Origin of the sequence: Mariniphaga sediminis (assembly GCF_003573545.1) — a bacterium.
Lineage (GTDB): Bacteria > Bacteroidota > Bacteroidia > Bacteroidales > Prolixibacteraceae > Mariniphaga > Mariniphaga sediminis.
The window spans coordinates 57,899-79,447 of sequence record NZ_QWET01000019.1 but is presented as its reverse complement, the minus strand read 5'-3'; the positions used below and the strand labels follow the sequence as shown (position 1 = coordinate 79,447).

The 21,549-nt window shown below is 40.5% G+C and carries 14 protein-coding genes and 1 tRNA gene; 9 read left to right on the top strand and 6 right to left on the bottom strand.

The genetic code is table 11. The features are described 5' to 3' along the window. Positions 1 to 589: 589 nt before the first annotated feature. The 5 genes from D1164_RS19305 to D1164_RS19280 form a co-directional block, all read right to left on the bottom strand. Positions 590 to 2,278: a RagB/SusD family nutrient uptake outer membrane protein gene (locus D1164_RS19305; protein WP_119351548.1), complete on the bottom strand. Its 1,689-nt coding sequence runs from the start codon at positions 2,276 to 2,278 to the stop codon at positions 590 to 592. Between the two features lie 25 nt (positions 2,279 to 2,303). Beyond that, complete coding sequence (locus D1164_RS19300) at positions 2,304 to 5,561, bottom strand: SusC/RagA family TonB-linked outer membrane protein (protein WP_172594537.1); 3,258 nt, start codon at positions 5,559 to 5,561, stop codon at positions 2,304 to 2,306. A gap of 182 nt (positions 5,562 to 5,743) precedes the next feature. Next, entirely contained in the window at positions 5,744 to 6,724 is a 981-nt protein-coding gene (locus D1164_RS19295) for a FecR family protein (protein ID WP_119351546.1), read from the bottom strand. Positions 6,725 to 6,840: 116 nt separating this feature from the next. Then, positions 6,841 to 7,419: an RNA polymerase sigma-70 factor gene (locus D1164_RS19290; protein ID WP_119351545.1), complete on the bottom strand. Its 579-nt coding sequence runs from the start codon at positions 7,417 to 7,419 to the stop codon at positions 6,841 to 6,843. An 886-nt stretch (positions 7,420 to 8,305) separates the two neighbouring features. After that, positions 8,306 to 8,379 (bottom strand) — tRNA-Pro (locus D1164_RS19280). Positions 8,380 to 8,906: 527 nt separating this feature from the next. Here D1164_RS19280 and fumC point away from each other — a divergent pair. The 3 genes from fumC to D1164_RS19265 all read left to right on the top strand — a co-directional run bounded on the left by fumC (position 8,907) and on the right by D1164_RS19265 (position 12,806). Next, positions 8,907 to 10,301 carry a class II fumarate hydratase gene (gene fumC, locus D1164_RS19275; protein ID WP_119351543.1) on the top strand — a complete coding sequence of 465 codons (1,395 nt, stop codon included), beginning with the start codon at positions 8,907 to 8,909 and terminating at the stop codon, positions 10,299 to 10,301. Positions 10,302 to 10,711: 410 nt separating this feature from the next. Further along, positions 10,712 to 11,554, top strand: coding sequence for an MBL fold metallo-hydrolase (locus D1164_RS19270; RefSeq protein WP_119351542.1), 843 nt, complete (start codon positions 10,712 to 10,714; stop codon positions 11,552 to 11,554). A gap of 64 nt (positions 11,555 to 11,618) precedes the next feature. After that, the gene (locus tag D1164_RS19265; RefSeq protein ID WP_119351541.1) at positions 11,619 to 12,806 is read left to right on the top strand and encodes an aspartyl protease family protein; all 1,188 of its coding nucleotides are present in this window, start codon (positions 11,619 to 11,621) and stop codon (positions 12,804 to 12,806) included. A 34-nt stretch (positions 12,807 to 12,840) separates the two neighbouring features. On the opposite strand, the gene D1164_RS19260 is transcribed toward D1164_RS19265, so the two are convergent. Further along, positions 12,841 to 13,821 (bottom strand): N-acetylmuramoyl-L-alanine amidase family protein, encoded by a 981-nt coding sequence (locus D1164_RS19260; RefSeq protein WP_206611069.1) that lies wholly within the window; start codon positions 13,819 to 13,821, stop codon positions 12,841 to 12,843. A 336-nt stretch (positions 13,822 to 14,157) separates the two neighbouring features. Here D1164_RS19260 and lnt point away from each other — a divergent pair, with 336 nt between their 5' ends. From lnt to rsxC, 6 genes are all read left to right on the top strand, one after another. Next, positions 14,158 to 15,753 (top strand): apolipoprotein N-acyltransferase, encoded by a 1,596-nt coding sequence (gene lnt / locus D1164_RS19255; protein WP_119351540.1) that lies wholly within the window; start codon positions 14,158 to 14,160, stop codon positions 15,751 to 15,753. A gap of 507 nt (positions 15,754 to 16,260) precedes the next feature. Beyond that, positions 16,261 to 16,848 carry a glutathione-regulated potassium-efflux system oxidoreductase KefF gene (gene kefF, locus D1164_RS19250; protein WP_119351539.1) on the top strand — a complete coding sequence of 196 codons (588 nt, stop codon included), beginning with the start codon at positions 16,261 to 16,263 and terminating at the stop codon, positions 16,846 to 16,848. 1 nt (position 16,849) lies between these two features. After that, positions 16,850 to 18,760: a monovalent cation:proton antiporter-2 (CPA2) family protein gene (locus D1164_RS19245; RefSeq protein WP_119351538.1), complete on the top strand. Its 1,911-nt coding sequence runs from the start codon at positions 16,850 to 16,852 to the stop codon at positions 18,758 to 18,760. A gap of 105 nt (positions 18,761 to 18,865) precedes the next feature. Then, positions 18,866 to 19,285 carry a SoxR reducing system RseC family protein gene (locus D1164_RS19240; protein ID WP_172594536.1) on the top strand — a complete coding sequence of 140 codons (420 nt, stop codon included), beginning with the start codon at positions 18,866 to 18,868 and terminating at the stop codon, positions 19,283 to 19,285. A gap of 3 nt (positions 19,286 to 19,288) precedes the next feature. Further along, on the top strand, positions 19,289 to 20,155 hold the full coding sequence (locus D1164_RS19235; protein WP_119351536.1) for a Fe-S cluster domain-containing protein: 867 nt from the start codon (positions 19,289 to 19,291) through the stop codon (positions 20,153 to 20,155). A 6-nt stretch (positions 20,156 to 20,161) separates the two neighbouring features. Further along, positions 20,162 to 21,493 carry an electron transport complex subunit RsxC gene (gene rsxC, locus D1164_RS19230; protein WP_119351535.1) on the top strand — a complete coding sequence of 444 codons (1,332 nt, stop codon included), beginning with the start codon at positions 20,162 to 20,164 and terminating at the stop codon, positions 21,491 to 21,493. The last annotated feature ends 56 nt before the right edge of the window (positions 21,494 to 21,549 follow it).

Sequence of the window (21,549 nt, the reverse complement as noted above, 5' to 3'; positions counted from 1 at the left end):
AACCTCTTTATTGATTTCTTCTAATATACGATATGTCATTGCTGCAGTATATTACATTAATCTGATCTCTCATAAATCCCAGTAATCTGTATAACAGGATTAGTATGGATGCTATTAACACATATCAGTTTGTATTACTAATAACTATGGTGCCATGTTTCCCCTACTTTGTTTTCTATATCAACTGTGAATTGTGCTTTGGGTATACTCCTTTAAATCGAAACAGGAAATGCAATCATCGATATAAACTTCTGTTGGTCAACTTGCAACTTCTTGTACAATACTATTTGCAGCATTTCTTTTCAGTGTTTTAATCACTTCTATTTATTACTTACCGCATGCCTCATAATAGGGAGTTGAACGGTTTTATTTATGGTATTGAATTAGGCACTTTGTTAATAATATCAATGATATTGTCTTTTTGTACAAAAACAGTTATGGAGTTTTCTCAAACATTGTTACGTTTAGGGATAACACCTAATTCATAAATATATATGAATGAAAAATACCACATCAATCAATTATTACTTAAATGCCTAATTCAATTATCTTATTCTATCAAGATTACAGTAGCTAAATTATTTTGCTTTTAATACCCTGGATTTTGTTCCAAATTAGCATTAATATTCGCCTCTATTTCACTGTTTGGAATAGGCCAAAGACTATGATGATCCTGAATATCATCTGCATTCCAGAAATTATATTCCTTTACCCTACTAATCAGTAAACCTAATCTCATTAGAGTTAACCTCCTCGGTGTTTCCAAAACCAACTCCCTTGCTCTTTCATCAAGTATATATTCTATGGTTACATCTCCTGCGTTAACAGGCGTGGCATTAGCCCTCTGTCTAACTTCATTAATATCATCAGCCGCTTTGTCTTTTAACCCTTTATTCAAGTAGGCTTCAGCCCGAAGCAGATAACACTCTGCCAATCTCAGAATATATGACTCTCTATATGTAGAACCCGCAAAAGAGCTCAAAACATAGTTTGATTTGTCAATATATAATTCATCAGGGTGGTTTTCAGGAGTGGTAGCTTTCACAAACCAGGGATACCATCTCCAATCCTGGGCAAGTATAACCGAACCTGGATATTCCAGTCCGCTTTTTCCATAATATGCGGATTCCGGATTGGAATAAATAAAGTCCCTGACTATATTATGTGGAGCATTCCTGATGTCATTATTAAAATCACTTTCCCATATTTGATTAATAAGGTAGTCGGTCGGCATAGCCAGAGAAACTCCCGCACTTCCAACATTATCATCTCCTTCATAACCTCTTACCCCAAGTATACCATCTGGATCATTAAGCGTCCAAATAGCAGGTATAAAAAATCGTTCAAATGCATGATTATAAGTTGTAGCGGTTGTAACAAGAAATCCACCGGGCAAATCGGTCTCCATTTGAGCAACCCAAATGGCTTCAATATTTCCTGCACTTCTATTTTGATTCCCTCTTCTAAACAAATCCCAGTACACATCGCCTGGCTCCCTCGATTTACGAGAACCAAACCTTTCTTTCATAAGCGCTGTATTCGGATTGTCTATTACGGTAGTCAGAGCTGTTATGGCTTTGTCATCTTCACCCTCACTAATATAAGTTTCTGCCAGGTAATGCAATGCCACAAGATTCGAAATCCTGCCATCCTGGGAAACTTCATTAAGCTCCGGTAGGTTTGCAGAAGCATATTCCAGGTCATCAATAATCTGAGTCAATATTTGATCCTTTGTGGCCCTTGTAAAATCAGTTTCTGGGGAAGTAATTTGTTCTGTGATTAACGGCACCCCTCCAAAAAGGTAAACCAGATGCCTGTATGCAAAGCCCCTGAAAAACCTTGCTTCAGCTTCAACTTGGTTCGCCTCGTCTTCTGACAATTCAGAACCATCTATGCTCGCTATTATGGTATTGACTTCACTTATCAATTTATACCAGTCTCTCCATTCATTCAATGGAACCCTACTATCAGTCGCCATGTTTACGTCATAATGTCCCCATCTACTAATACCTGATGAGACACGTGCATCATACCACATATCCGTTCCGTTTCGCATCATCATCATATGGGAATAATTTGATTCTCTCCCATAATATCTTTCCCTTACAATTGTATAAAGATAATTCAAAGAAGTTTGAAAGTCATTATTTGTTACATAGGCATTGGAAGGGGTTAAAAAGTCTTTTGCCTCTTCTTTCAGGAAGTCTGCCTCATTACAGGATGTAAAAAACACCATCAAAAGAACGATGAAAATTTTGTATTTTTTATTTGTCTTCATTTTTTCAGATTTTGCATTCGATAAGTTAAAATTTAATATCCAGCCCTAGGGTGATACTTTTCATAACCGGGTAACCTCCCATAGCAACACCCTGGCCTGTCTCCGGATCCCACCCTAACCATTTGGTAATGGTGATTAAATCTTTACCAGTTAAATACACTTTTAAGTTGTCAACTCCAATTTTTTGAATAATTTGCTTATTAAAATCATAAGCTAATGAGATGTCCTGCAAACGTATAAAATTCCGCTGTTGATAAGTGCCTCCTCCATATGCCCTTGCGTCACCTCCCTGCCTTCGATATTTAGCATCAGGGTTAGAGGGCGTCCAGTAATCTATACCTGCATACCAACTCATGTATGTTAACACTTCACCTCCCCGATGATCAGGCTCATTGAGTTTCATGTAACCATTTTTACCACCCTGTATAGATTTAATAAAGAAACTAAATGATAAGTTTTTGTACGAAAATGTATTTTGCATCCCAAAGCTATAAGCAGGCTCCTGCCTTCCCAATATTCTCCTGTCTTTTTCAGGTGTTAAATCACCATCACCGTCTATATCTTTGTATTTATACATTCCAACTTCGGAGTCACTGGGCACGTCATCCATTTCGGAAATTTGCCAGATACCATCCACTTCATAGTCATAAAGTGAGTGTATGGCCTCTCCTATAAATAAACCGCTCGCGATTAAATCATCTTCTTTTCCATCGCCATCACTATCTAAACCTATCAATTTATTGATTTTATTTCTATTTGAATCAAAGAAAAGATCAAAAGACCATTCAAAGGCCGAAGTATTTAAAATGTCATTTGCATGTAGTGACATCTCAATTCCCCTGTTATCTATTTCACCTACATTTGAAGTTATCGAACTAAATCCTGTTAATTGGGGTAGAGCCAGATTCCATATCAAATCAGTGGTTTTAGATGTATAATAATCAATGTTGGTCATCACCTTATTATTAAAAAGGCCAAAGTCAACTCCAAAGTTGTACGAGTTTGTTTTTTCCCAGGACAAATCATTGTTTGCCAGGCTTGAGATATACTGACCCAAAACAGACTGGTTATCAAACACATACTGATTAGATCTTGAAACGCGTGCAATACTGCTATATCTGCTTACCGTATTTCCATTGACTCCATAGCTCGCCCTTAGCTTAATATAATTCAACACATTGTTATCATTCCAAAAATTTTCTTCCGAAGGAACCCATGCAAGCCCGGCAGAGGGAAAGTAAGCAGATTTTTTGTTTTTTGCAAAACCGCTAAAGCCATCTCTTCTGATTGTTCCTGTCAAAAAATATTTGTCTTTATAATTGTAATTTCCCCTGGCCATTTGATAGGAATATTGCTCTTGCCATCCCGATGAACTTATCGTCTGATTAGCTGCAGTTTCCAGGGCATAATATACTAAAGTCATATCGGTAAAACCGGTACCATTAGCCGTAAACGAATAGCTATCTCTCTTCTCAATACCAGCCAGTAAGGTCGCGCTTATTTTATGGTCTCCAAATTGACCGGAATAATTAATAATGTTGTCAAAAATATACCCTGTATTATTTGAAAATGCTCCATAAGCCCTACCTGTCAATCCTGCCATATACTCATTTGAATAGACCCGGGGTTGCCATTTATAATCATAACTATAGTTTGCCGTATAAGTCAGATCCTTTATTTTCGGGACCCTGATGACAGCATAGGCTTTTGTCATCAGTTGATTACGAATGTTTTTTTCCACTGTAGCACTGTTCATAAATGGATTAAGGTAAGTACCATTTGGGTATGGCTCATATTCACCGCTTTCTGCGTTTCCCAAATAAGGTGTAACCAAGGGATTCATCCTTGCAACAGTAGTAAAGTCTGGTGTATCTCCTGAGAAATCAGAAAAACTAAGAAATGAGTTTGTACCTATGGTAAGCCATTCTGTAATATCATATTTCAGGTTTATTCTGCCTGACTTCCTGTTGTAAATATCATTCATTACCCAGCCTTCCTGCTTGTTATAATTAAATGATACCATATAGGTAAAGTCTTCAGCCCCCCCTGTAACACTGAAGTCCGTATTGTAAACTCTTCCCAGGCTGGTAGAATTTCCTACCCAGTCATAACCAATGCCTTTATTATAACCATCTAAAATATTACTTTGCCAGGCAACATTGTCGGTCAATACAAAATCAGGATTCTCAGTGAGGTAGTCAGGGGTCAAATAGGCTTTCTTCCAGACAAAATCCTTTGCGGCCTGAATAAATTCCTCCCTGTTGAGCGTTCTTAATGAGTTTGCCGGTGTCTGGTAAGAATAATAAGTAGAAATGTTAAACATTGGCTTCTGTCGTTGACCTGCTTTGGTTGTAATAATTATTACACCATTTGCCGCCTGTGCGCCATATACAGCTTTGCTGCTGGCATCTTTCAGAATATCTACAGATTCTACATCGCTCGGGTTAATATCCCCCACATTACCCCTGTATATCATACCGTCCAGTACAATTAATGGGGATGTGCTGCCACTTAAAGTATTTTGCCCTCTAATCTGCATACTGGGCTCGCTTCCCGCGGTATATGTTTTCCCAATGCTTAAGCCTGGTGCACTTCCTGAAAGAGACTGAAGGATATTCGTATTGGGTGAGTCTTCAAACAGACCAATATTTGCCCTTTGAACTGAACCTGTTAAATCTGATTTTTTTTGCGTACCATATCCAATCGCCACAACCTCTTCAATCCCAATGGCGTCAACTTCCATTGTTATGTTGATTGTTGATTGATTCCCAACAATTACTTCCTGCATCCTCATACCTACAAATGAAAATACCAGTATTGCATCTTCAGGAATGTTGGATAATGAATATTCCCCATCGGCATTGGTTACTGTACCGTTAGTTGTTCCTTTTATTACTACGGTTACACCGGGAAGAGGTAAGCCGCCGGATTCGGTGACGGTGCCGGAGACTTTATTGGTTTGCTGGGTGACCGGCACTCCTGCAGGAGTAAGAACAATATGCCGGTCCTTTATATTCGCATTTACTTTGCCGGTACCAAATATTTTGTTCAGAATCACATCAATCTGTTCATTTTGAACAATTACATCCACTTTTTTATGAACATCAATTAAACTGTTGTCATAAAGGAAGTAGAAACCACTCTGATTTTCAATCTGAAAAAGCACATCCTTAATCGTGGCATTTTTCATGTCTAAGGTTAATCTTGGTGTCGATTGCGAATAGCCGTTTCCTGCTAATATTTGCAATGTACTGATTAAAACAAGAAATAGAGAAATTCTCATAATCCTAAAAACTTTTCTGTATCCGGTTTTCCCCGGATACAATAAATTTGTCTTTTTTTTCATAAATTTGAATGCTTAAATTATTAAAATTTATTCTGCCCTTAGGGGCAATTCGAAAGGAGGTGTTGGCGCACTTCCTTTCTTTGTTTAATGATTTTAACTTTCCATAGGCATATACATTTTTAATTTTTACTGGTTATAATTACCTTTTCTCTGCTTTTAGTCTGGGTCTCTTTTTCAAATGTTGCCGGAATCAAAGTAGTTTTAATAGGTGAAGCTAATTCCAGCAAGGTTAATATCTGATACAACGATTCATTTTCAAAAGTTGTTGAAATATGACAACTTAATATTTCTGCATCAGCAATTTCCACCTCAATTCCAAACCAACGCTCAAGCTGCCGGGCTACCTCAGGTAAAGGACATTCTTCGAAAATTAATTTGCCTTCGTGCCAGCCAATGTATCTATCTATATTTCCTGCCGAAATGTAGGTTCGGTTGGTAACTTTATTAATGATTGCCCTTTCTCCGGGATTCAAAATGATTCCTTTTCCTGTTTTGGAACCAACTGAATTCAATTCTACTTTCCCCTCTGCTAAAACAACTTCAATCTCCTTATCTTCAGGAAATGCTTTACAGTTAAATCGTGTACCCAGTACAGTTACATTTACGTTGCCTGATTCCACCTGAAAAGGTTTATGTTTATCTTCTTTCACTTCAAAGAATGCCTCGCCTACCAATTTAACATCCCTGCTTTTAAAATCAAACGGGATTTTATAACTAATGCTACTTTCTGCATTCAACCAAACTTTAGAGCTATCGGGTAAAACAATTTCTGAACGAACTCCGGGAGGATTGGAGATTTGTTGCATAGCAAATTGATCGGGAGTGGATTGGTTTCTTACTTTGTAAAAAAACAAGACAGATGTAATAAGCAGTGGAACCGAAAAGATTGCGGCAGCCCGTGTAAGGATAAGTAAAAATCGCTTGCGACTTTTATGTTTTTGGATCCGCTTCTGCACCTGTGCAAATGCTTCCCGGCTATCAATTTTTTCTATTGCATGAACAATCTGTTCCGCTTCCGCAATTTGTGCCTCACTATTCTGCTCCTTCCGGGTTGAAAGAAGTTTTTCAATTCGTTGTACTATTTTAGAATCCTTTGCCATTCCTTTGCCTATTCAGTTATTTTTTCTGAATCTTTATAAAATACGATTGAAACGACAAACACACGTACGTCAATTGAAAAAAAAATAAACAGGTCTCGTAACAACTAGAAATTCAGTTAGATTCCTAAAAAGAATAATAACCCAACGTAGTCTTTCAACTCTTCACGGAGTACTTTCAGGGCCTTACTTATCTGAGTCTCAACAGTACGTTTTGAAATATTCAATTCTGCCGCGATTTCTTCATTCTTTAACCCCTGGATCCGACTCATCATAAAAACTTCCCGGCATTTTTCAGGCAAGAGGTCAATCCCTTGCTTTAACCTTTCCTGAAGTTCGGAAACCACATACAAATCAGTATCATAAGCCAAATGATGTTTGGATAATTCTACTATCTCATCAACATACTTCCTTTCAATTTCCTGATGTTTCAGGAAGTCTAGGCTTCCATATTTTACGGATGAAAAAAAGTAGTTTTTAAGCGAATCGCAAGGGAGTACCTGGTTGTGTTTTTCCCAGAAACGAACAAAAAAATCCTGAACAATTTCTTCGGCATCTGACAGATTAGCCGTAAACTGCGAGGCATACATTACCAATCCCGGGTAGTAAAAGTGAAATAACAGCTCAAAAGCAGTCTGATCGCCATTTTTAAGACGAAGGATGAGATCTTTTTCAGCTATACCCCCAATGATTTGCATAGTGCAAATTTAGAAATATTGTTTATTTGACATTTAAACAATCTGAATTTCAAGTGTATTTTTTCTCCCGGAAACTGTCGAGATATTCTGCATTCCTTTCACTTCTGCACGCTACCCTCTCTGCAGGAAATGTATTGCCCGCGGTTCAAGCCCCGGCAAATATCCTGATTCGTCAGGCATTTTCCATTGCTAAGAAAGGGAAGTTCTTTTTTATTTAAAGAGTGGCTGAAAAATTTCCGTGTCCCCTTCAGGTATTTAGGGTAAAAAAAGACTGGTTATTCACTTGTTTGGGGCTTTGCCCCAATCCCCACTTCATTTTTCTCCTAGATGAGAAAAACGAAGCACGAGGAAGGCATTTCCGAGCATCATGTCAAAATTAACCTTTGCGTTTTTTCAATGTTGCGAATTGGCCCGACTGACGGAATTTTGACAGAGCCCGCATCAGGTATAGCTCACTTATCTTAAATGTAATGCTTAAATTGAAGTCAGGAATTGACAAAGCAGGCCATTCTACATATGAATGTTTAGTACATCAGAGCAATGGCCTCGGTCGGTGAGCCGGAAAACAAGTGAGCACGGCGTTAAAAAAATTACTGCTGTTTGAGGAGGTACGACGAGTTTCAGTAATTTTAGCCGGCGACACGTAGCTTTTCCGAGTGAAGCGAACGCAGCCTAGACTTTTCTGTTTACTATTTGCGGCAAGGCAAAGAGTAAAATCAGCCTGATAAGGTATAAAAATATTGATGGGAATGTATCTGAAAACTGACTACTCCACCAGATTTTTCGGATGAGCCGCTGAATGGTCTAAAATGATATGCTAAAAATCAAAAAAGTCCGTAAACGCCAGTGTTTACGAACTTTTGATATCCTTTGAATTCCCTAAAAGTCGGGGTAGCCGGATTTGAACCGACGACCTCGTCGTCCCGAACGACGCGCGCTACCGGGCTGCGCTATACCCCGTTTAAAATTCTGAAAGCATTTTCCATTATCACCAAACCTTTTGAAAAGGAACAGCGTTGATGTGTTATTGCTCTCTTCATTATTTCAAAAAACGCTGCAAATTTAAACTTTTTTAAAGAAACTGAAACTTTTGTGCCAATAAAAAGTCAGCGCCCGCTATTCCAAATATAAAGGAATTCTCTCCATAGCTTTTGCAATTTTTGCTTCTCTTCGATTTCCAGACTGATTAAGTGAATTCCAACCATTGTCAATCACATAAAAAGAATTCTTGGCAAAATCTGGCGCAGATTAAAAATCATAACCTGGAAGTTCCTTAGGATCAAAATCCTGTCCGTTTGACAGAAAAGGTGAGCCGTATAAAAAAACAGGAATATGTGCGAAACGAATTTAGCGTGAAAGATAAACGAGTTAAACATAAGCTTTGCGAATACTGGTTTTTTATGCGCTAATTAGTTAAGCTGCTAAACGCATTAAAAAAATTATCCTTAAGTTGTACCAAAATTTAATCCGATAAAAAATAGAAAATTATGGAATACCGGCTTGAAAAAGACACGATGGGTGAAGTAAAAGTCCCTGCGGATAAATACTGGGGAGCCCAAACCGAGCGTTCGCGCAATAATTTTAAAATCGGGGCACCGGCTTCCATGCCGAAAGAAATCATTTACGCCTTTGCTATCCTGAAAAAAGCGGCGGCCTTTGCCAACTGTGAGTTGGGAGTGTTACCCATGGAAAAACGGGATTTAATTGCGCAGGCTTGTGATGAGATTACAGCCGGAAAGCTGGACAGTCATTTTCCGCTGGTTATCTGGCAAACTGGTTCCGGCACCCAAAGTAATATGAATGTGAATGAAGTGATTGCCAACCGAGCGCATGAACTGGCAGGAAAAAAACCGGGAGAAGGCGAAAAAACGATTCATCCGAACGATGATGTAAACAAATCCCAGTCATCGAATGACACATTCCCCACAGCCATGCATATTGCCTGTTATAAAATGATTTCTGATATAACGGTACCGGGGGTACAAAAACTGAGGGAAACCCTTCACCAAAAAGCAAAAACGTTGAATGAGGTAGTAAAAATTGGGCGGACCCATTTGATGGATGCCACTCCCCTCACCCTCGGCCAGGAATTTTCCGGGTATGCTTCACAACTGGACCATGGATTAAATGCGCTCAGAAATACCCTGAAACACCTGTCTGAGCTGGCACTGGGTGGAACAGCAGTAGGTACCGGGCTGAACGCACCTGCCGGATACGATGTACTGGTAGCCAAAAAAATTGCCGAATTTACCGGATTGCCGTTTGTTACTGCCCCCAACAAATTTGAGGCGCTGGCAGCTCACGATGCCCTTGTTGAGTCGCATGGCGCCCTGAAGCAATTAGCCGTTTCGCTCAACAAAATCGCCAACGACATCCGCCTTCTGGCATCGGGACCGCGTTCCGGTATCGGGGAAATAATAATTCCGGCCAACGAACCCGGATCATCCATTATGCCGGGAAAGGTTAACCCCACTCAAAGCGAAGCGCTCACCATGGTTTGTACACAGGTGATGGGAAACGATGTAACCATTTCTGTAGGCGGAACCCAGGGACATTTCGAACTGAATGTATTTAAACCTGTAATGGCCGCTAACTTCCTGCAAAGCGCCCGTCTGATAGGGGATGCATGTGTATCGTTCAACGATAACTGTGCCGCAGGAATCGAACCCAATATTCCAGTTATTGAAAAACTGGTTAACAATTCACTGATGCTGGTAACAGCACTGAATACAAAAATTGGATACTACAAAGCGGCTGAAATTGCGCAAGCAGCGCATAAAAACGGAACAACGCTGAAAGAAGAAGCTGTAAGGATGGGGTATGTCACAGCAGAACAGTATGATGAATGGGTAAAACCGGAAAAAATGACCGGACTGTTTTAGGCGAACCGAAAAACTATACTGTCTTTTCATGTTGTGGTCTTCAGGAAATGTCACCATTCAATACTTACATTTCAAAAAAGCATTGTTGTTCCCCTGAAATCAAGGGGGCTCAGCGTTTTCCGGCCCTAAAAGTATCTATTCATAAAAATTGAATAATCTGACATTGAATCACAAATCAATTCAACAATACAATAGAAAAAAACACAGAAAAAAGAAAACTTGGATGCCTCTATCCCGGCAGCACCGTTGACCATATTTATCCATCCTCTTCTATTTAGAATAAATCTATGTAAAATTCAACTACAAATTTTCAGCACTTTATTGTATTTTGCATGAATGATATTTAAAACGTACCACAACATTATGCTTCCTGTCTGTTGACAACGGTAAACATTTAAAAATATAAACGAATGAAACTGACGGAAAAAATACATTTAGTGCAAATTGATTTTGAGATAACGCTGAGCCCTGAAAAAAAAATACCTCGCTTTGTAAATGTCATTTTAATTTTTGGAAAAAAAATTACCCTTATAGATACAGGAGTTAAAGGGAGTGAACAGGTAATATTTGATTACATCGAAAAACAAAACCGGCACTATTCTGAAATTGACACGGTCATTATATCGCATGCCCACCCGGATCATATTGGAAGTGCTGCAACGATCAAAAAGATGACAAACTGCAAAGTACTGGCGCACGAGTTGGAGAAAGATTGGATTGAAAACATTGACTTACAAAACAAACAACGCCCGGTTCCCGGATTTTATAACCTTGTTGAAAAGTCCGTAAATATTGACGGATTTATTTCTGACAATCAAACAATGTGTATTGAAGACGGATTAACTGTAACGTTTATCAAAGCATCCGGACATTCAAAAGGTTCATTAAATATGATATTTGAAGAGGATAAAATACTTTTTACAGCCGATTCGATTCCCTTAAAAAATGACATTCCAAACTACGATAATTATTTGGAACTTATGGATTCTTTAGAGGCGATAAAAAAATATACCGGGCTTAAAACGTTGCTTACATCCTGGACCCCACCCATGGCCAACAAAAATGAAATTAAAAAATTGATTCGTGAGGGGGAAGAATACATGAAACTTATTGATTCTGTTGTAAAGGATAGCTATCCGCATACAAATGAGAACACATTGGATTTTTGCAAAATAGCAGTAGCTAAACTGGGATTGCCTCCATTTTTAGCAAATCCAATAGTAGACAAAGCATTTAAAAGTCATTTAAATTAGACGCAACACATTGTCCGGTTATATTGAACCCTGATGAATCTTTCACCACAGGCATTTCAGCAGAATGAAAAAACAATTCAACATACTGGTTCTAATCTGGATTACATCTTTTCTTATATCCGGATGCTCCGTTCAATGGACTGAAGCAATACATTACGGACACATTTTCCAAAATGATTTTGATGAAACGATTGATCTCGAAATTCAAAAAGACCTTCTGTTTGTCAATGTCACAATTCAAGGGAGACAATACCGCTTTTTGTTTGACTCGGGCGCTCCGTTTAGTATTTCCGAAGAACTACAAAACAACTATGCCTTTAAAACAATCAGCCAAGGAAAAATTATTGACAGCGATCATAACAGAAAAAAGGTCAATTGGGTGCAGGTTGATACCCTTCAAATTGGAAATATATCATTCCTAAACCAAACCGCTTTTGTAGGAGATTTTAATGCAAATCCCATATTCGAATGCCTGAATATTGATGGCATTATTGGTTCAAACCTGATGCGCCATTGCAATTGGACAATAAACCAGGAACGCAAACAACTTTCTTTAAGCAGTAATATAGATGCTTCAACCATAGATGAATCGATTATCATTCCCTTCAAAAAAGATTTTCAGTATAATATATTCCTGGATATTTCTATTGGTCGTGCAACGCTTAAAAATATGTTGTTGGATTACGGTTCAAATGGCTCCATTGCTATGAATAAAGAAGCCTTCTCCATTCTAAAAGAGAAAAAAATTATTGATCAGGTTTGGATCGAAAAAGGTTTTCAACAATCCGGACTTGTTGGAAAACCGGTTGAGCTTTACCATGAAATAGCAAAGTCTGATTCTGTTAAAATAAATGACTTCAGGCTGAAAAATGTTTTGCTAAAAACCGGAAAGACAGACCTTATCGGGAATAAGGTATTGTCAAAATTTATCGTCACAATCGACTGGAACAATAAAAACCTGTGTTTTACAGAAACAGCACCCGGCACAGATTCCGACAAATCATACGGATTCAGGATAGGATACACAACTGAAGAAGGGATACATATTCGATCTGTTATAGAAAATTCACCGGCCTATAAAAAAGGAATCAGGCCCAACATGCAGGTAGTAAAGATTAATACACTGGATTTTGAAAATGGTCATGATTTTTGCGACTATGTAAACCTTGAGATAGAAGATACCATTTTCCTTGAATTTATTGATTTGAAGGGACAAAGGCAGGAAATACATATTGACATAGCTACTCTGTAAAAAAGGTAATGTCAATCGAACAAACAACAGTTAATTATTTATTGGTTTTAAAGTCCTCAATTAATCCTTCGGATAACCAGTTGGCCAGGGCCTGCCGGTTGTTGGTAACAATAAACCGCTGCTGGTCGCGGCGGTGGTTGATGTTTCCCAACTCGATATAAACTGCTACCGGATAAGTATTCCTCACAACATAAAGGTTCCGGTTCGACACGGTGCCCATATACCCTCTGCCAGGCTGGTGCACATCGTACTTTTGCTGAATTGTTTTTTGCAATATTTCGGCTGCCTTTTTCCCCGAATTGCTCCGCTTATCATGGTAAAAGAAAACATCAATGTTTTCACCCCGGCTTCGGGAGTCCACATGGATAGCAATCATCCGCTGAAAATTTCCTTTGTTTTTTTGGTACAGTCTGTTTACCGCGTCGGTGCGCTGCCTCAACCTACGGAGTTGATTTAAAGGAATTCTCAGATCCGGGTAACATACTTCATCTTTGTCCGGTTTCAGGTAGCTGTCGTCGCGGATTCCATCGTTTGGATCACGGGTAATCAGGTAAACCGTTGCCCCATGCTGAATGAGGTTACGTGCCAGACGGAGGGTTACATCGTATGCATATTCATCTTCACACAAATGCCAGTCGCCGTAATCCCCTACTGCTCCCGGATCCGGGCCTCCATGACCGGCCACGAGGTAATAATAAGCCCCGTTCAGTTGATTATCCACAATTTCCACATCGGCATATTTTTTTCCGAAAATCGCATAGTTCACTGTTTGGGAAGAAGAGGAGGAAGAAGAAGGAGGAGAGCTGTCAGTTTTTACAGGAAGTTTATATTTTCTGCCGGCATAAAGAGAATTATCCGGACCAAGGCGTTCTTTGTTCAGTTCAACAAAGGCATCCATGTATTGTATTACCGGATACCCGTTGCGTGTCAGCAGGCGATAAATACCTTCCCCCTTTTCCGCCACCACTTCGGCATGTTGCCCGTGCGCTGCAAAATGGAAGCAAATTTGGATCAAAAAAATAGTTAAAATAATCCCCGTATATTTTTTTATATGTAAGTTTGGACCAAGTACCATATTCTTTTCTGTTTCTATGAATAACAAACGTGCTGCTAAAATAAGGGTTAGTTTTAGATTTAACGTTCCAAAATGTTACGATCTTTCAGCTATACATTGTTGATAACTTGGTTCTTCCTGCGCCGGCTCTGTAAAACAAGAGGTATAGGAGCAGTTGCTGAAGGCTCTTTCAGAGGACTTCCCGGTGTTTTAATTCCTTTGATGTGGCTGGTAAACAGAGTTATAAATTCCCTGTAAAAAGGACAAATTACTTGTACCAAAATACTGTATTATTATATGACACGATCTATACGCCTTTTACTCTCGGTAACCGCTGGTATTTTATTAAGTCTGGCCTGGTTGGGGCTTCCCGGATGGACATTGTTTTTTGCCTTTTTCCCCCTTCTGCTGCTCGATCACTATTTTGTTACACACAAATCTGAATACAGGGGAGTATCGTTCTGGGGTCACACATTTTTGGCTTTTCTCATTTGGAACAGTATTTCTACCTGGTGGATTGCGCATGCAACACTGGCAGGAGCGTTGATGGCTATTGTTGTCAACTCATTTCTGATGTCGCTGGTTTGGTGGCTGGCCCATGCTGCACGCCGGCGCTTTCCGCCGGGGTTGGGCTACATTGCCCTCGTCGTATTCTGGCTATCGTTCGAATATTTTCATTTTCGCTGGGACATTGAGTGGCCCTGGCTTAACCTCGGAAATGGATTTGCCAATAATGTAAAAATGATACAATGGTATGAATTTACAGGGATTCTGGGAGGAACACTTTGGGTTCTGGTTTTAAATGTTATTCTTTTCAGAATCTTTCTGAACTTAAAAAACAGCGCCTCTCTCCGGAAGGTGTTGTATCCATTCGCATCTTTTTGCGTGTTACTCTTCGTGCCTTTGTTTTGGTCCTTTTCAATGTACAATTCATACACTGAAAAAGAAAATCCGTTAAACGTAGTGATCGTTCAGCCCAATATCGATCCTTACAAAGAAGCATACGATATGCAGGCCGAAAACCGGAAAATGGAAAAATTTAAACAACTGGCAGATTCAAAAATAAATCCCCAAACAGACCTGGTAATTGGCCCTGAGACCGTTTTTGAACGTTACACCAACTGGCGGGTCGATCGGCTGGAGTCTAATTCCCAGTTTAATCGTTTGACCGACTGGATGTGGAGGCATCCCAACGCTGAAGTAATTTTTGGTGCATCTACCATAAAAATATACCCTGGCGCGGAAGACGCCTCCCCCACCTCGCGCGTTTCAAGAGGTACTTACTACGATGTGTTCAACTCAGCCATTTTTATTGACCGGCGCGGTGCGGGACACATTTACCACAAATCAATTCTGGTAAGCGGGGTGGAAAAGATGCCCTTTAGAAAATACCTTGGCTTTCTGAGCGATTTGGTTTTTGATTTGGGGGGTACCACAGGCAGTTTGGGCCGGCAGGACGAACCTACCAATTTTATCCTTAAAGACGGAACAGCGGTAGCCCCGGTAATTTGTTACGAATCTGTTTTTGGCGGCTACCTTTCCCGGTTTATTAAAAAAGGGGCCGGCCTCATTGTGATCATCACCAACGACGGCTGGTGGCGCAACACGCCAGGATACAAACAGCATCTCTCCTTTGCCCGACTCAGGGCCATTGAAACCCGACGGAGTGTAGCCCGGTCAGCCAACACAGGCATTTCCTCCATTATCAATCAGCGGGGAGACTTGCTGCAAACAACCGGATGGTGGACCGAGGCCGCAATAGAAGGTACGGTGAATATTAATGATGAAATTACGTTTTACGTGAAATATGGCGATTACATTGCCCGGATATCTTTATTTGTGGCGGGGCTGCTCGTATTGTTTCTGATTACAAAAAGGCTCATTCCGGAATAAAAAAAATCCGCACCAATTCCGTTTGCGTAAAACCCCTGAATAACAGGATTTGAGCGCCCGGTCGTTCAAACTTCCATCGGTCTTTCGACTCATCCCAATTTACATCGGGACTACAAGGCCTGTTTTTGCAACCGTTGAGCTAACTCGGTTTAATAAGTTCTGTTGAGTTTACCAACTGCTGAATCGATGCGGATAGTATCTTTTCTTATTCAATGAACGCTTTGTACAGTTCAAATTTAACTGTAAAGGTTGGCATTTGCAAATTTTTCGGGTTATTTAGACGCTATAAAAAAATAATATCTTGTAAATGATGTGATTAAAACTCCTGCTTTTTTTGATCATTTTTTAACGAAAAAACTCCGTCTTATAAATCGGGAAAGCGTATACCAAAAAACTTCTCACGAAAATTACTATTTTTAGAAATCGAATTGAATGAAGGGAATAAAAATTCCTCCATTTCGTTTTTTCATCCAGGCTATTACCAGATAAAAAAATTAAAGCCGATACATGAAGAGGATACTTGTAGAATTTGCGCACCCGGCGTTTCAGAAATCGAGGATAAACAAACAGCTTGTCGATGCTGTCAAAAATATGAAAGGGGTTACATTTAATAATTTATATGAGAACTACCCCGATTTTTTTATTGATGTAAAAAGAGAGCAGCAGTTACTTTCAACCCATGATATTATTGTGTGGCAACACCCTTTCTACTGGTACAGCGCTCCCGCGTTATTGAAAGAGTGGATGGATCTGGTGCTGCAACATGGTTGGGCATACGGAAGAGATGGTCGCCAATTAGAAAAAAAAACAGTAATCTCAGTGATTTCAACTGGTGGGCGCAGAGAAATTTATTGCCGTGAGGGGCGAAATCATTTTACTATAAATGAATTCCTGGCGCCTTTTAAGCAATCGGTCAACCTGTGCCGCATGGAATATTTGCCCCCTTTTGTGGTGCATGGCGCTCATACCATGCGGGATGAAGAAATTCCAAAATTTGCAGAAAAGTACAGAAAACTTCTGACCTTACTGCAATCAGTTCAATTAGATAAAGACAAGTTAAGTAGTGTGGAATATTTTAATGAACTAATCGATTGATATGCACAACCAGGATTTTTTCTTTCAGGCATTAATTTACCTTCTGGCCGCGGTCATTTCGGTTCCTCTTGCCAAAAAGTTGGGGATGGTTTCGGTGTTAGGCTATTTACTTGCAGGAATTATTATCGGGCCATTCGTTTTTGGACTGGTTGGGCAGGAAGCCGATGATCTAATGCATTTTGCCGAGTTTGGAGTAGTACTGATGCTCTTTGTTATCGGGCTGGAACTGGAACCGGCCTTACTTTGGAAAATGCGAAAATCAATTTTCGGGTTGGGCGGCTTACAGGTTTTAATTACTTCGATTGTCATTGCCATAACAGCCCTGTTGTTTGGATTCCAATTGAACAAATCTGTCGGCATCGGGCTCATTCTGGCCTTGTCATCTACAGCTATTGTCCTGCAAACGCTTACAGAGAAAGGGTTACTGCGGAATGTTGCCGGGAAATCTGCTTTCTCCGTACTTCTTTTCCAGGATATTATGGTGGTGCCTGTGCTGGCTATTATTCCTTTACTTGCCGCCCTCAACGGTCCTGCTACTCTTACCGGATCTCATCTCGATGAAATGACCGGTGTAGCGGCTTTGTCCGGTTGGTTGCAGTTGCTTATTATTGTGGCAACCATCGCAGCAATTATTTTTTTAGGGAGGTTTTTAGCCAAATATCTTTTTCGTTTTATCGCTGAAACGAACCTGCATGAAGTTTTTACAGCAATGGCCCTCTTGCTTGTAATTGGTATTGCACTGGCAATGGATGCCATTGGATTATCGCCAGCACTCGGAACTTTTGTGGCCGGAGTGGTACTCGCAGACAGTGAATACCGGCACGAACTTGAAACGACTATCGATCCGTTCAAGGGGCTCCTGTTAGGCCTGTTCTTTATTTCGGTAGGTGCAAGCATCAATTTTATGCTATTAATTGAAGATCCGTTCAGAATAATAGGGTATGTTTTACTGCTTGTTTTGTTAAAGTTTTTAGTATTACTGTTTTTGGGTCGTTTCTTTCGGTTGAAGAAAGGATATGAATTCCTGTTTGCCTTTTTACTTGCCCAATCCAGCGAATTTGCTTTTGTGTTGGTTTCATTCTCCAAACAGAGCCAGTTTTTTGAAGAAAAAACGGCCGGACTGTTATTGTTGGTTGTTGCTCTTTCAATGGCCTTATCACCCCTGCTCCTTCTTTTTAATGATAAGGCCGTGAGCCCTATTTTGGCACGTTGGCAAAACAAACTGGAGTTTGACGAGGTGGAAGCACAGGAGAACCCTATTATTCTTGCAGGTTTTGGCCGTTTCGGTCTCATTGTCGGACGATTGTTGCTGGCCAATGGTTTTAAAGTAACCATCATCGACAACAACCCAGCCAATGTGAAGGTACTCCGAACATTCGGCTTTAAATTGTATTATGGCGATGTAACCCGCCCCCAGGTACTCGAAAGTGCCGGGATTGCCAACGCCCGACTTCTGATTTTGAGTATGGCAGAATACGACAATGCATTGAAAGTAGCCAAATACGTAAAAAATAAATATCCGGGAGTGGAAATTATGGCTCGTGCCAAAGATATTTACCATGCTTTTGAGTTTGTAAAACTGAATGTAAAAAACACACACCGCGAAATGTTTAATTCAGGGCTTGAGCTGGGAACAAGGGCTTTAGAGCATCTTGGATTTGCCAGATATGAAGCGCACCGATCCGCCCGTTTTTTCAAACACCATGAAGAAGAGATATTTATGGAGCTTTACGAACACTGGCTGGAAGATAGAAATCGTTTTATTCAGGAGACCAGAAGATTCTCCGAACAGCTTTCAGAAACACTGGCGGCAGAGAAAAATTTCTCCATTCATGAAGCCGACAGCGCATGGGATGTGGAATCGATACGGGAAGAAGCAGAGTCTTCTTTAAAATCGCAAAAAGAACAATAAATTAGAACTTTTCTAAATTGACGTTTTACAGAAAAAAGTGAATTTTGACATGTCTGCATTCAAATAAATATCTAAATTTGCAAACTGTAAATAGCAAAAGAAGGTGTGACGAATCCAGTTATCAGACATAAGGGTTTTGTAAAAAGAGTAACAGATTCCTCACTGATAGTGAGTATTGTAAACCAGTCGGCATGCTCAACCTGCCACGCAAACGGGGTATGCTCAGTAGCCGATTATCAGGAAAAAGAGATTGAAATTCCTAGTAAAGGGATGCACTATTCAACGGGGCAGGAAGTTACTGTTTTATTTCATGAATCAGCCGGCTTTAAAGCCTTATTTTACGGATACCTGCTTCCTTTTCTTATTGTATTTCTGACACTAATTATTACTTTTTTCGGAACAAACAATGAGATTTTAGCAGGTTTGATTGCACTTGGAACACTGGTACCATACTATACAACATTATATTTTTTTCGCCATTATTTAAAAAAAGTTTTCAAATTCGAAGTGGAAGAAAATGGTTAGGTTATGAGTATTACAGTTATATATACGGTAGCAACATTGAGTGCTATTGGAACCTCCGCCGCTATCATCCTTTATTTCGTTGCCCGGAAATTTAAGGTAAACGAAGACCCGCGAATAGACGAAGTGGAAGGAAACCTCCCTGCCTCAAACTGCGGAGGATGTGGTTATGCAGGTTGCCGGGCTTTTGCCGAAGCTTGTGTAAAAGCAAGCGATTTGAATGATCTCCACTGCCCGGTGGGGGGAAATGAAACCATGAATAAGGTAGCCGAGATATTGGGCCTTGAAGCGGTAAAGAAAGATGCAAGGGTTGCATTCATCCGTTGTAACGGCACATGCGACCACCGCCCCAAGACCAATATATACGACGGGGCTACCACATGTTCCATTGCCTCTTCCGTTTACAGCGGGGAAACCGATTGCCAGTGGGGGTGTCTTGGTTACGGCGACTGCTATGACGCCTGCGATTTCGATGCCATTGAACTACGTTCTGATTTGGGCGTTCCCAAAATCATCGACGACAAATGTGTGGCCTGCGGCGCTTGTGTGGATGCCTGCCCGAAAGATCTGATTGAACTCCGGAAAAAATTCCCTAAAGAACGAAAAGTGGTAGTTGCCTGCCGCAACCAGGACAAAGGCGGGGTGGCCCGAAAAGCCTGTAGCGTAGCTTGCATTGGATGTGGCAAATGTGAAAAGGAATGTAAATTTGATGCCATTACCATTGAAAACAACCTGGCATTTATAGACTCAGACAAATGTAAGTTATGCCGAAAATGCGTTCCGGTTTGTCCTACGAATGCCATTATTGAAGAAAATTTTCCACCCCGGAAAATTAAGGTAGAAGAGAAAGAAGAGTGTCGTACTGCAAAATAGAAAAGAATGTTAAAAACGTTCAAAAAGGGAGGGGTTCATCCTCCTGAAAACAAACTGTCAGCCGGCAATCCTATTGAAGTGTTGCCTCTTCCCGCATCGGTATTTATTCCGGTTGCGCAACATATCGGGGCGCCGGCAACTCCGGTTGTCCAGCGCGGCGACCAGGTAAAAACGGGACAGATAATTGCCAAAAGCAGCAGTTTTGTCTCTACCAATATCCATTCATCCGTTTCCGGAAAAGTGAAGAAAGTCGATTTCCAGGCCGACAGTTCCGGTTATCCGAAACAAGGCATTTTAATTGATGTGGAAGGGGACGAATGGGTGGAAGACATTGACCGGACAGAAGAACTGAAAAAGGAGTTCGATCTCGAAGGCGCTGAAATCATCAAAAAAATACAGGAAGCTGGAATTGTAGGACTGGGTGGTGCAACATTCCCCACCCACGTAAAACTCGTTCCTCCCAAAGGAATGAAAGCAGAAGTCCTTTTAATCAATGGAGTGGAATGCGAACCCTACCTCACTTCCGACCACCGGTTGATGCTTGAAAAAGCGGACGAAATCCTGGTAGGAATACAATTGCTGAAGAAAGCAATGAATGTAGAAAAGGCTGTTATAGGCATTGAAAACAATAAAGCAGATGCCATTCAGTTACTTTCGCAAAAATCAAAAGAATATGAAGGGATCGACATTGCTGTCCTGAAAGTTAAATATCCTCAGGGAGGTGAAAAGCAATTGATTAAAGCAGTCACCGGAAGAGAAGTTCCCTCGGGTGGCCTGCCCATTGCAGTTGGTGCTGTGGTAAGCAATGTTGGAACTGCCTTCGCCGTTTACGAAGCCATACAAAAGAATAAGCCACTTTTTGAACGCGTGGTAACCATTACCGGAAAAGGAGTAGCCAAACCTTCCAATTTCCGGGTACGGATGGGAACACCCACCTCTGCCCTGGTAGAGGCCACTGGTGGACTGCCTGAGGATACCGGAAAAATAATCAGCGGCGGGCCCATGATGGGACGTGCAATTGCCTCGCTCGATGTGCCTGTAACCAAAGGCACCTCGGGAATTTTACTGATGAAAAAAGAAGAATCGAAACGGGAGGAGGTAATCGCCTGTATTCGTTGTTCCCGCTGTGTTTCGGCCTGCCCAATGGGCCTGGAACCTTACCTGCTGATGACCCTGGCCGAAAAACAAATTTTTGACCGTTCCGAAGACAACAAGATCATGGATTGTATTGAATGTGGTTCATGTAGTTACACTTGTCCTTCAAGCCGGCCTTTACTCGATTACATCCGTTTTGGGAAAGGGAAAGTAGGAGAAATCATTCGTTCGCGAAAAAAATAAACTGTTAGTCTGAAAAAACAAAAGATTAATTTTTAAACTCGAAATCTTAAACTGAT